Origin of the sequence: Xanthomonas sp. SHU 308 (assembly GCF_000364645.1) — a bacterium.
Lineage (GTDB): Bacteria > Pseudomonadota > Gammaproteobacteria > Xanthomonadales > Xanthomonadaceae > Xanthomonas_A > Xanthomonas_A sontii.
Genome location: NZ_AQOK01000496.1, coordinates 1 through 12,378 on the forward strand (window position 1 = coordinate 1; position 12,378 = coordinate 12,378).

General features: G+C 68.2%; 11 protein-coding genes. 2 read left to right on the forward strand and 9 right to left on the reverse strand.

The window, feature by feature from the left end:
- Both D588_RS0114965 and D588_RS0114970 read right to left on the reverse strand, forming a co-directional pair.
- A partial coding sequence (locus D588_RS0114965) for a DUF1304 domain-containing protein (protein WP_017916563.1) occupies positions 1 to 262 on the reverse strand: 262 nt, incomplete at its 3' end.
- 82 nt (positions 263 to 344) lie between these two features.
- Positions 345 to 1,691, reverse strand: a complete 1,347-nt coding sequence (locus D588_RS0114970) for an MFS transporter (RefSeq protein ID WP_017916564.1) — start codon at positions 1,689 to 1,691, stop codon at positions 345 to 347.
- A 209-nt stretch (positions 1,692 to 1,900) separates the two neighbouring features.
- Here D588_RS0114970 and D588_RS0114975 point away from each other — a divergent pair, with 209 nt between their 5' ends.
- Positions 1,901 to 3,499: a choline dehydrogenase gene (locus D588_RS0114975; RefSeq protein WP_017916565.1), complete on the forward strand. Its 1,599-nt coding sequence runs from the start codon at positions 1,901 to 1,903 to the stop codon at positions 3,497 to 3,499.
- 331 nt (positions 3,500 to 3,830) lie between these two features.
- A complete protein-coding gene (locus tag D588_RS0114980; RefSeq protein WP_026143743.1) occupies positions 3,831 to 5,219 on the forward strand; it encodes a serine hydrolase domain-containing protein in 1,389 nt (462 codons plus the stop codon).
- A 1,619-nt stretch (positions 5,220 to 6,838) separates the two neighbouring features.
- Here D588_RS0114980 and D588_RS0114985 read toward each other — a convergent pair.
- The 7 genes from D588_RS0114985 to D588_RS0115010 all read right to left on the reverse strand — a co-directional run bounded on the left by D588_RS0114985 (position 6,839) and on the right by D588_RS0115010 (position 12,209).
- A complete protein-coding gene (locus tag D588_RS0114985; RefSeq protein ID WP_010344200.1) occupies positions 6,839 to 7,294 on the reverse strand; it encodes a hypothetical protein in 456 nt (151 codons plus the stop codon).
- Positions 7,295 to 7,617: 323 nt separating this feature from the next.
- Positions 7,618 to 8,304, reverse strand: coding sequence for a hypothetical protein (locus D588_RS27930; RefSeq protein WP_157836472.1), 687 nt, complete (start codon positions 8,302 to 8,304; stop codon positions 7,618 to 7,620).
- A 227-nt stretch (positions 8,305 to 8,531) separates the two neighbouring features.
- The gene (gene gcvH, locus D588_RS0114990) at positions 8,532 to 8,927 is read right to left on the reverse strand and encodes a glycine cleavage system protein GcvH (protein ID WP_017910465.1); all 396 of its coding nucleotides are present in this window, start codon (positions 8,925 to 8,927) and stop codon (positions 8,532 to 8,534) included.
- Positions 8,928 to 9,019: 92 nt separating this feature from the next.
- Positions 9,020 to 10,126, reverse strand: a complete 1,107-nt coding sequence (gene gcvT / locus D588_RS0114995; protein WP_017916566.1) for a glycine cleavage system aminomethyltransferase GcvT — start codon at positions 10,124 to 10,126, stop codon at positions 9,020 to 9,022.
- A gap of 316 nt (positions 10,127 to 10,442) precedes the next feature.
- On the reverse strand, positions 10,443 to 10,874 hold the full coding sequence (locus D588_RS0115000) for an NfeD family protein (RefSeq protein ID WP_017916567.1): 432 nt from the start codon (positions 10,872 to 10,874) through the stop codon (positions 10,443 to 10,445).
- Positions 10,875 to 10,877: 3 nt separating this feature from the next.
- Positions 10,878 to 11,843 carry an SPFH domain-containing protein gene (locus tag D588_RS0115005; RefSeq protein WP_026143744.1) on the reverse strand — a complete coding sequence of 322 codons (966 nt, stop codon included), beginning with the start codon at positions 11,841 to 11,843 and terminating at the stop codon, positions 10,878 to 10,880.
- Positions 11,844 to 11,906: 63 nt separating this feature from the next.
- Complete coding sequence (locus D588_RS0115010; RefSeq protein ID WP_017910461.1) at positions 11,907 to 12,209, reverse strand: DUF962 domain-containing protein; 303 nt, start codon at positions 12,207 to 12,209, stop codon at positions 11,907 to 11,909.
- Positions 12,210 to 12,378: the final 169 nt, after the last annotated feature.

Genomic DNA, 12,378 nt, shown 5'->3' on the forward strand with positions numbered 1-12,378 from the left:
GGCCTGCCACGACCACGCAGCCGAGGAAGAACAGCATCACGTCGACCCGCTGCGCGACCAGGCCCCAGGCCAGGCCCGCGGCGAGGAAGCCGTTGTAGAGCCCCTGGTTGGCCGCCAGCACGCGCGTGGCCTGCGCCTTCTCCGGCGAATTGCGGAACACCTTCATGCCCAGCGGACGCGTCCACAGGACCATCTCCAGCACCAGGATGTACACGTGCAGCAGCGCGACCGCGCCGACCAGGATGGAAGCCAACAGGATCATCGTGCTATCCGGCACAGGAGACAGGGCGTCAGCATAGCCAGCGGCCCGATGGGCGGCCAGTCCCCCGCCACGCGGCGCCGGCTCAGCGCGTTGGCGGCGCGCGTTCCGGCGGCAGCTTGGCCGCCTCGCGCAGCAGCCGCCACGCGCCCAGGGTCATGCCGGAGGCGGCCAGCAGGCCCGCGACGAACACCATCTGCGAGCCGAACCCCGACAGCAGCTTGTACAACCACGCGAAGCTGAGGTCGCTGCCACGGTAGATCACCGTATCGATCGCCGCGCCGGCCTTGTAGCGCCATTCGCGGCCGACCCGGGTGTACAGGGTCTCGCGGGCCGGCTTGGCCAGGGAGAACTCGCCGGCGCGGGTCACCACCTGCACCACCGCCACCAGCATCGGCAGCGGCGACACCGCCAGCACCGAATAGCCGAGCAGGATCGCGCAGCCGGGGATCAGCAGCGCCGGTCCGATGCCGAAGCGCGACAGCAGCGCGCGCGTGACCAGCAACTGCAACACCAGGGTCACCGCATTCACCGCCAGGTCGATGTTCGCGTAGAAGGCGGTACTGGCCGCCGCATCGGTGTACAGGCGGCGCACGATCGCCGCCTGTTCGTTGTACAGCAGGGTGCCCACGCCCACGCCGAACACCGACATCAGCGCCAGCCAGCGCAGCAGCGGCTCGCGCGCGATCAGCTTCAGCCCGGCCAGCACGTCGCCGCCCATCGGCGCCTCGCCGCCGACCACGCCGCGCTCGCGTTCGCGGGCGACCGCCCACAGCCGCAGGCGCAGCAGGCACACCACGCTGACCACCAGGAAGCCGGCCGACACCAGCATCAGGTTGGCGATGCCGATGCGTTCGACCAGGCTGCTGGCGATCACCGGCCCCAGGAACGCGCCGAGCGTGCCGGCGGCGCCGATGTAGCCGTAGCAGGCGCGCGCTTCGGTGTTGCTGAAGACATCGGCCATGAAGCTCCAGAACACCGCCACCGCGAACAGGTTGAACACCGAGATCCACAGGAAGAAGGCCATGCCGCGCCCGGGCACGCCGCTGTCGAACAGCACGTAGAACAGCAGCAGCGTGGCGATGAAGAAGCCGTACACCACCGGCAGGAACACCCGCCGCGGATAGCGGCTGACCAGCGCCCCGTAGATCGGCTGCAGCAACAACATGATCAGGAAGGTGCAGGTGAACAGCACCTGCAGCGCGAATTCCTTCAGCGGCATGCCGTGCGCCGCGAAGAACGCGATCATCGCCGGCGGGAACACCGCGGCCACGTCGGCGGAGGCGCCCATCGCCTCGCGCACCGGCCGCAGCACGTAGTAGCCGCTGAGCAGCGAGAAGAAGTACAGGAATGCCCATGCCAGCGGCGGCGAATCGCGCAGGGCACCGCGCAGCCGCGCCAGCGCACCGGGGGCATGCGGGGTGGCGCTCATTGGCGACGGACCCTGGCGCAGGAACGGGACATGGCGATTTTCGGGGGGCGGAAAACGCGCACGGTAGCTGATGCACCGCAACACCGCCAGCGCGTGCGCGATCCACCGCCCGCGCCGTACGCACATCGCGCGCGGCGAACGGCCGCGCCGAGCATATGCTCTATCCTCGGCGACTAGCGTCGGCGCCAGGAACTCAGGGGACACCGCGGGTGTACGACTACATCATCATCGGCGCAGGCTCGGCCGGCTGCGTGCTCGCCAACCGCCTGAGCGAGGACCGCGACTGCAAGGTGCTGCTGATCGAGGCCGGGCCGCGCGACCGCAATCCCTTCATCCACATGCCCGCCGGCCTGGCGCGCCTGGCCAGCAACCGCCGCATCAACTGGAACTACCTGACCGAGGCCGAGCCGGCCTTGAACGACCGCCGGCTGTGGTGGCCGCGCGGCAAGGTGCTGGGCGGCTCCAGCTCGATCAATGCGATGTGCTACGTGCGCGGCGTGCCCGCCGACTACGACGACTGGTCGGCCGATGGCGCCGACGGCTGGGACTGGCGCGGCGTGCTGCCGTACTTCCGCCGCAGCGAATGCAACAGCCGCGGTGGCGATGCGCTGCATGGCGGCGACGGCCCGCTGCACGTCTCCGACCTGCGCTACCACAACCCGCTCTCGGACGTGTTCATCGCGGCCGCGCAGGAAGCGGGCTTCCCACACAATCCCGATTTCAACGGCCCGCAGCAGCAGGGCGTGGGCCTGTACCAGGTCACCCAGAAGGACGGCGCACGCTGCTCGGCCGCAGTCGCCTACCTGGCGCCGGCGCGCGCGCGGGACAACCTGCAGGTGGTCACCGACGCGCTGGTGCTGCGCCTGCTGATCGAAGGTGGACGCGTGGTCGGCGTCGCCTATGCGCAGGACGGCCGCGAGGTGCAGGCGCGCGCCGCGCGCGAAGTGCTGCTCAGCGCCGGCGCGGTGAACTCGCCGCAACTGCTGATGCTCTCGGGCATCGGCCCGGCCGATGCGCTGCGCCGCCATGGCATCGCGGTGCAGCTGGACCAGCCGCAGGTCGGCGCCAACCTGCAGGATCACCTGGACGTGTGCACGCTGTACCGCACCCGCCCGGGCATCAGCTACGACCGCCGCAACCAGGCCAAGATCGCCTTCGACTATTTCCTGCGTGGGCACCGCGGCGCCGGCAGCAGCAACATCGCCGAGGCCGGCGGCTTCATCCGCTCGCCGCTGGCGCCGGACGCGCGCGCCGACATCCAGTTGCACTTCGTGCCGGCCATGCTCGACGACCACGGCCGCAACCGCCTGCCCGGCGACGGCTTCACCCTGCACGCCTGCCACCTGCAGCCACGCAGCCGCGGCCGCATCGCGCTCAACGACGCCGACCCGCGCACGCCGGCGCGGATCCAGGCCAACTATCTGAGCGATCCCGACGGCTTCGACCTGCGCATGCTGGTGGAATGCGCGCGCCTGGCGCGGCACATCCTGCAGCAGCCGGCGTTCGATGCATGGCGCGGCGCGGCGCTGCTGCCGGCGCGCGAGGACCTGGACGAGGCCGGGCTGGTCGCCTTCATCCGCGCCAAGGCCGAAACCATCTATCACCCGATCGGCACCTGCCGGATGGGCAGCGATGCGCAGGCGGTGGTCGACCCGCAGCTGCGCCTGCGCGGTCTCGACGGCCTGCGCGTGGTCGACGCCTCGGTGATGCCGCGCCTGGTCAGCGGCAACACCAACGGGCCGACAATGATGATCGCCGAACGTGCTGCGGATCTGATCCGTGGGCGGGCTGTGCTGCGGGAGGGGTGAGGCGTTGTTGGGGCGCGATGCGGGGGCGCCTCGGGTGGTGGCGATTTGCCGACCGACACCACCGCAGTTTTGATGGTGTTGGGTGACGTACCCTCACCCCAACCCCTCTCCCGGGGGGAGAGGGGCTAGGCACCGGCACGGCGATTGCATGTCCGTGGGCATCCGCCGCAGTCCCCGCCACCGCTCCGCCGGCAGGCCTGCACACCCCCGTCCGAGGCGGGAAATCCCCAGCAGGATCAAGGTGATGCCTATTCATCTTCTCCCAGTTTGTGCATTCGAGAAATCCGGCGCTAGAATCGTGGCCGGCAGCACCTCACAGGCCTCAGGCGCAATGACACAGAACAGCAGGCACCGGCTCCTTCGACCGGTGGCAACCGGGTTGCTCGGGGCATTGCTGCCCTTCGCGATGTCCTCCACCGCACAGACGCCGGCGCCCGCGCAACCGCTGCCGCCGCCGCTGCACACCGAAGCCACGCGCTACACCTCGCCGACCCAGCCGCTGCCCTACCGCGCTTCGCTCACCCAGAGCCAGGTGCTGCCGCTGGCCAAGGACTTCGATGTGGCCGCGCTGGAGTCGGTGGCCGAACAGTTGACCTATGGCGAGCGCGTGCCCGGCCTGGCGATGGCCATCGTGCACAACGGCCAGGTGCTCAGCGCGCGCGGCTACGGCGTCACCGACGTCAATCGCCCCGAGCAGGTCGATGCGCACACCGTGTTCCGCCTGGCCTCGCTGTCCAAGGCGTTCGCCGGCACCATGGCCGGCCTGCTGGTCAACGACGGCACCCTGCGCTGGGACAGCAAGGTCGTCGACTACGTGCCCGGCTTCCAGCTCAGCGACCCGGTCGCCACGCGCCAGTTGAACGTCGCCGACCTGCTCAGCCACCGCGTCGGCCTCACCTACAACGCCTACGACCGCGACGTCGAATCCAACATCGACTACTACACGCTCAGCCACAAGCTGGCCTATGCGCCGCTGAAGTGCGCGCCGGGCGAGTGCTACGCCTACCAGAACGTCGCCTTCAGCCTGATCGGCGACGTGGTGTTCGCCGCGTCCGGCAGCTTCTACGAGCAGTCGGTGGAGCGCCGCATCTTCAAGCCACTGGGCATGAACGACGCCAGCATGGGCCTGGCCGGCATCCAGGCCAGCCCGCGCTGGGCGCGCCCGCACGTGCGCAGCCGCAACGGCTGGGTCTCGCTGACGCCCAAGCCGACCTACTACCGCCTGGCGCCGGCCGCCGGCGTCAACGCCAGCATCAGCGACATGGCGCAGTGGCTGATCGCGCAGACCGGGCATCGTCCCGACGTGCTGCCGGAGCCGCTGCTGGCGACCCTGCACGCGCCGCTGATCCTTACCCCGGGCGAGATGCGCTCGGGCTGGCGCCGCGCCCGCGTCAACTCGGCCAGCTACGCGCTGGGTTGGCGCGTGTTCGACTACTCCGGCCACCAAGTGATCTTCCATGCCGGCGCGGTGCAGGGCTACCGCGGCCTGATCGCGCTGGTGCCGGAACGCGACCTCGGCGTGGCCATCCTGTGGAACGGCGAAAGCGGCCTGCCCTCGGGCCTGCTGCCGACCGTGCTCGACCGCGCCATCGGCCTGCCGGCGCAGCGCTGGCTGGACGTGGACACCGACTTCGGCAGCGACAACCTGATGGCCGAGCGTCCGGACCCGAAGGACAAGAAGGGCGCGTCCTCGTCCAAGTCGGTGGCCTCGCCGCACTGAGCGCGGCCTCCCGCAGCATCCTCGCAGAAGGCGGCGCAAGCCGCCTTTCTGCTGTCTGCAGCGCTGACCTGCGCCGCGTGTGCCCCTTCCCGGCTGGGACGCGGTGCCATTCCCGCAGCAACGACACGGCGCGGTCTCCGCCGCACTGACCGCTTGCTCGCGCAGCATCCTCGCGAACGGGCGCGCGAACCGCCTTTCTGCTGTCTACAGCGCTGACCTGCGCTGCGTGCGCCCTTTTTCCCGACGCGGGGACGCAGCCCTGTCCCGGCTGCGGCGATGCGCTGGCACGAGCGCGTCACAAAAGTGTGGCCGCAACGCCGACGTCGTGCCTGGACGAACGATCGGCGACTGCGCCGCCCCAGCGGCAGCAGGCGCTCGGAGCGCCCGCGTACGGCCGCGGTGAGGGTGGTGGCGCACCGCCGCTTCCAAGATCGCGCACAGGGCATACGCCGCGCCCTCTCGGAATTGTTCGCGATCCGGCATCTGGTGTCGCTGCGCCCCGCATCGCCGCGGGCTGCCGTTGGCGTGCTGGCAACTCAATGCACCATCGCCGACGTGCGCGGGACAGCGCGCGAGGTGCGACTGCAGGACACCTTCGATAACGACCGACGAGAAGCATCCTGCGGGAGTCGACTGTCAAGCAACCGCGACGCGCGAAGTGGTGGGTGCTTTCCGATGGCCCAATGCGTCGGGACTGAAGTGCCTCCCACAGCCACCCGGCGAGCTCGCAAGCCACTGTGGAAGTCGCTTCAGCAGCGACGGGCATTCCAGACAAAGCCCGTCGTGGCTGAATCCGCTCCCACAGGGGCTTGCGACGAACCTACCGGGTGCACTGTGGGAGGGACTTCAGTCCCGACGACGGAGGGTGTCGGCCGGCTTTCGGCTTCGCTTGTCGCGGCTGCACCACAGTCGACTCCCACAGAACACACTGCATCCGGCGTGAGTGTGGCGAAAGCAGGCGGCCGGAGACTCCCCTCAGTCCACGGATACGCCGGAAAAACCCGTGATGCGGAGTGGAGGCGGGCAAGGCGCGCTGACGCGCTGCAAGTGCGCACGCAACGTCTTGGCTGGGTCGGCGAATGCCAGGCGTTCCGGCTGCTGTGGCGGCCCCGATCCCGACGGTCGGTCGATCCACGCCAGGGGCGATCCATTGCGCGCGATATGACGGCCTTTGCTGCCGCCTACCGTCGTGTCGTTGCCGGCGTAGCTGTCGCGTAAGTTCACGCCGACGATAACTGCCCGCGCCCCCGGTGCTCGCGCGGCTGCCCAGGCCGCACGTGCATGCCAGGGAGATCAGCTGGATGCGTGGCCCTGCCCGTAGGCACCGACCGTGGCACGAAGGCGACGCAGCTTGCCGCGTCGGTTGCCGATGCGACAGGCACAGGCGCGGTGTCCACGTCGCAGCCTGGCAAGCAGGGCACAGGGAACGGGCAGCGTGGATCGGGAAGACGGACGCCGCGGGATCGTCGGACGAAGGCACCACGGAGGTACTCTCCGGTCGGGACTGAAGTGCCTCCCACAACCGGGACTGCGAGCGCGCGCGGCAGGATGCCGCACATAAAAAACTCCCTCCCCGCTGGGCACCGGGGAGAGAGTCTAGGAACAGCGATCGGGATGGATCAGATCAGCGGCGCGGGCGTGGCCGGCAGCGCGACCGGAGCGGCCTTCTTCTTGCGAGCGGCCGGCTTCTTCTTCGCCACGGTCTTCTTGGCGGTGGCCTTCTTCGCAGTTGCCTTCTTCGCGGCCGGCTTCTTGGCAGCCGACTTCTTCACCGTCTTCTTGGCAGCGGTCTTCTTGGTCGCAGCCTTCTTCGCGGTCTTCTTCACCGCCTTCTTGGCGACGGCCTTCTTCGCGGTCTTCTTGGTGGCGGCCTTCTTCGCCGTCTTCTTCACTGCCTTCTTGGCAACGGCCTTCTTGACCGCCTTCTTCACCTTGGCGACCTTCTTGGCCACCTTCTTGGCGACCTTCTTGACCGCCTTCTTTACCGAAACCTTCTTCGCTGCCGGCTTCTTGGCGGCAGTCTTCTTGACCGCCTTCTTAGCGGCCGGCTTTTTCGCAGCTTTTTTCGTCGCCATGGGATGGCTCCTCGTCAGTGAACTATGGATTGAAAATGCCCAGTTAAAGCAACCTCGCGGCGATGCTCCGCCTGCGGGAACCGCCGGCGCGCGCTGCGGGCCGGATCGGATACAGAAACACCCGTACCGGATAGCGATACGGGTGCGATGCCAGGGGAGACGTTGCGTTTCTCGGAGGGAAGCGACTCCAACTCCACCATCTTCGGGTTCCTGGCGGATGTCCAAGTTGTGCTTCGCGTTTTGATGTCGATCCGATTCACTCGCTTGCGCAGCAACGTCTGCTGGGCGAAACCTAATCACGGTTTTTTTTACTGTCAACACTTCTACGCAATTTTTTTTTCGATGGCGCGCGCGCCACCGACGCCGCATGCCGCACTGGCCGCCTTGCCGACGCCGCCGATCGCCGACGCCGACACCGCGAGGAAAACGGCGCCTGCAAAAAAAGCAGGGAAATTTCCGTGTTTTCTGCAACGACACACTGCCGCGATCGCGTTGCGGGCAGGCAGCGGCGAAGCGTCGGCGGGAACCGCGGCGATGCACGCCAGCCTGTCCGCTAGCTGAAAAAAAATTTCGCGACCGCACGCGGTTCCGGCATCGCACAAGTGCAAATGCGCAAAAGTGCGCAAACTTTTTTGCGTCGTGCGGCGCTCACGACGCGCGCGATGCGTGCGTGCCGCGTCGCCGGGTGGTGCCACATCGCGCCACCGCGACACGACCTGCACGCACGTCGCCGACACACCGCGACGCGCACGACTGCCCTCGCCCACCTCCATGCCAAGTCGCCAACGCGTCCTCCGGCGATGCCGTTGCACGGTCGTGTCGACCGACGCAGCTCGCAGAGGTGATCGACTGGCGCTGGCACGCACCGCGCCGCCATGCATCGGCGAAGCGAGCAGCGCGCACCGCATCGCCGATGCCCCCGCGTCGCCGACCCACGTTGCGTCTCCATGCCACGCTGCCCTGCGCCGCGTCGGAAAACCGGCGCCGGCCGACGCGCCGATCGTCGGCATCGGTCACCGCCAGACGCGACGGACACGCTGCGCTCGCGGTGCACCCGGCAGCGACCTCACATGGTCTTCGCAGCGACGCACGCAGCGCCGCCGGCGACGCGCGTTCCGGGATCGCCATGCAGAAAGGGCGCTGCCGACACGCGAACACTGGCGACTGCGCCGAGCGCGCCCCCAAAAAAACCGGCCGCACTGGGCGGCCGGTTCGGGTATCACGATGGGCGGTCGGCTCAGTGGCCGTCGTCCTCGAGCAGTTCGGCGTACTCGTCCGGCGACAGCAGTTCGTTCAACTGCTCGGCATCGTCCGCTTCCAGCACCAGGATCCAGCCTTCGCCGTAGGCGTCCTCGTTGATCGTTTCCGGCTTGTCGCTCAGCGCGGTATTGACCTCGACGACCTTGCCGCTCAGCGGGCTGTACACGTCCGAGGCGGCCTTGACCGACTCGACCACGGCCACACCGTTGCCGGCTTCGACGTGATCGCCGACGTTCGGCAGCTCGACGTAGACCAGGTCGCCGAGCAGGCCCTGGGCGTGGTCGGAGATGCCGATGGTCACGCGACCGTTACCTTCGACGCGGGCCCACTCGTGGGACTTGAGGAATTTGAGGTCGCCAGGGATCTCGCTCATGGGGCTGCTCCGGAAGAAGACGGTATCGAGGATGGGAGTCTAGTGTAGCGAACCGCGCGCGTGGGGACGAAGTCGCGCGCGGCGGACAGGACTCAGCCGAGCACGCCGGGCTGGACCTGGCCTTCGCGCACGAACGGGAACTTGACCACGCGCACCGGCACTTCCTTGCCACGGATGTCCACGCGCACCGAACCCGGCTCACCGGCCGGTACCCGCGCGAAGGCGATGGCCTTGCCCAGCGTCGGCGAGAAGGTGCCGGACAGGATCTCGCCGTCGCCGTTGGCGGTCAGCACCTTCTGCCCGTGGCGCAGCACGCCCTTCTCGTCCATCACCAGGCCGATCATCTGCCGCGGCGCGCCGCCGGCCTTCTGCGCTTCCAGCACAGCGCGGCCGATGAAGTCGCGGCCCTCGTCGAGGGTCACCGTCCAGGCCAGCGCGGCCTCGTAAGGCGAGACGCTGTCGTCCATGTCCTGACCGTAGAGGTTCATGCCCGCCTCCAGGCGCAGCGTATCGCGCGCGCCCAGGCCGGCCGGCTTCACCCCCGCACCGATCAGCGCCTCCCAGAACGCCGGCGCCTGCGCTTGCGGCAGCACGATCTCGAATCCGTCTTCGCCGGTGTAGCCGGTGCGCGCGACGAACAGCGGCACGCCCGCGTCCGAGGTCGCCTCGATCGCGGCGAAGCGGCCGAGCTTCTGCGCCGCGGCACGATCCTGCTCGCGCAGCAGGCCGATCGCCTTGGCGCGCGCGTTCGGCCCCTGCACCGCGATCATCGCGAAGTCGTCGCGCTCGCGCACCTGCACGCCGAACGCCTGCGCCTGCTCGCCGATCCAGGCCAGATCCTTGGCGCGGGTGGCGGCGTTGACCACCAGGCGGAAGAACGCATCGGACATGTAATAGACGATCAGATCGTCGATCACCCCGCCCTGCGGGTTGAGCATGCAGGTGTACAGCGCCTTGCCCGGCACCTTCAGCTTGTCCACCGAATTGGCCAGCAGATGGCGCAGGAACGCGCGGACCTGCTCGCCGTGCAGATCGACCACGGTCATGTGGCTGACGTCGAACATGCCGGCGTCGCGGCGCACCTGGTGGTGCTCGTCGATCTGCGAGCCGTAGTGGATCGGCATGTCCCAGCCGCCGAAGTCGACCATCTTGGCGCCGAGGGCGCGGTGGCTGTCGTTGAGGATGGTCTTCTGGGTCATGGCGCGGGTCCGTGAGAAAAGTCCCCCATTATCGCTGGGGCGGAGCCGGGATTGGGGAATAGGGAATGGGGATTCGTAAGAGCGGCTTTCCGGGATCCGAAGGACTGGCGCTCGATCGCGCAGTGCCGTGGGAGCGGCTTCAGCGAAGGCCGGGATCGGGGAGTTGGGATTCGGGATTAGCAAGAGCGTGCGTCCTGAGCCGAAGGACGCGCGCTTGATCGCCGCTCCTACGCGCAGGAAGATTGGGAAGGCGGAGGTACCGCACACTCGCGGCACCAATCCCCAATCCCGAATCCCCGATCCCCGATCCCGGCTTTCAAGCCGCCTGGACCAGCAGCGTCATCCCGTCCACGCCGACGATGCGCACCGTGCTGCCGGCCGGCAGGTCGGGGCCGCCGACGACCCAGAAGGCGTCGTCGACCTTGGCGCGGCCGCGGCCGCCGTGGATCGGCTGGTCCAGGGTCACCATGCGGCCGATCAGTTGCTCGGCGCGGCGGTTGAGCAGCGGCTGGTCGCTGGTCCGGCCGCGGTTGCGGAACCAGGTGCGGTACACCTGGATCGAGACGAAGCTCAGCACCACGAACGCGCCGACCTGCAGCAGCAGGGGGATGTCCGGGAACACCAGCACGGCGAGGAACACCGCTGCGGCGGCGAAGCCCATCCACAGCATGAAGGCGCCCGGCGCCAGCGATTCGGCCGCGAACAGCAACAAGGTCAGGGCACCCCAGGCCACTACCTCAATGCGCATGGCTCAGACTCCGTTGCGCGGCGGCACGCGCGGCATTGCCGGCGGGGTGGCCTGCTTGTTCAGCGCCTCGCGCGCCAGTTCGGCGATGCCGGCGATCGAGCCGATGATGCCGCTGGACTCCATCGGCATCAGCACGAACTTCTGGTTCGGCGCGGTGGCCAGTTCCTTGAACGCCTCCACGTACTTCTGCGCGACGAAGTAGTTGATCGCCTGCACGTCGCCCTCGGCGATCGCCTTGGACACCATCGCCGTCGCCCGCGCTTCGGCCTCGGCCAGGCGCTCGCGCGCCTCGGCGTCGCGGAACGCGGCCTCCTTGCGGCCTTCGGCCTCCAGCACAGCCGCCTGCTTCTCGCCGTCGGCACGCAGGATCTCCGACTGCCGCGAGCCCTCCGCCTCGAGGATCTGCGCGCGCTTCTCGCGCTCGGCCTTCATCTGCCGGGCCATCGCATCGACCAGGTCGCGCGGCGGCTGGATGTCGCGGATCTCGATGCGGGTGACCTTGATGCCCCACGGATTGGTGGCATGGTCGACCACGTTCAGCAGCTGCGCATTGATGGTTTCGCGCTGGCTCAGCGATTCGTCCAGGTCCATCGAGCCGATCACGGTGCGGATGTTGGTCTGCACCAGCGCGATGGTGGCAATCTCCAGGTTGGAGACTTCATACGCGGCCTTGGCGGCGTCCAGCACCTGGAAGAACACCACGCCGTCCACGCGCACGACCGCGTTGTCCTTGGTGATGACGTCCTGGCTGGGCACGTCCAGCACCTGTTCCATCATGTTGACCTTGCGGCCGACGCCATACATCCACGGAATCAGGAAGTGCAGGCCGGGCGACAGCGTGTGGGTGTAGCGGCCAAAGCGCTCCACCGTCCACTGGAATCCCTGCGGCACCATGCGCACGGTCTTGAACAGCACCACCACGCCGAAGAACAGGATCACCAGCGCAAGGAAGAAGGAAGACGGCATCAGGTCGCTCCATTAACCAGAAAGAAATCGAGTCCGCAGTATAGCCAGCGCACGCGCACGTGCCGGTCACCAGCGGATGCGGCCCAGCAGCATGTCCTTGAACATCACCCAGTCGCCGGCAAGCGAGTACAGCGGGTGCTTGAAGGTGGCAGGACGGTTCTTCTCGAACACGAAATGGCCGATCCAGGCGCAGCCGTAGCCGCAGACCGGTGCGGCCCATAACCAACGTGGCTGACCGGTGCACAGCGCCAGCAGCAGGCTCGCCAGCACGCCGAGGCTGCCGACGAAATGCAGCCGTCGCGACACCCGATGCCGGTGCTCGCTCAGATAGAACGGATAGAACTCGCGAAAACTGGAGAAGCGACGCATGCGATGGCCCTCCCGAGGCGACGCAGGCGTCCAGCATACGCCGGGAGCGCGGGCGTCGCGCGCTGCGCAAGGACGCGACGTGCAGGTGTCATGCGGCTACAACCACGTACGTTGCGTGCTTTCCGATGACGCAATGGGTCGGGACTGAAGTCCCTCCCACCGTGCACCC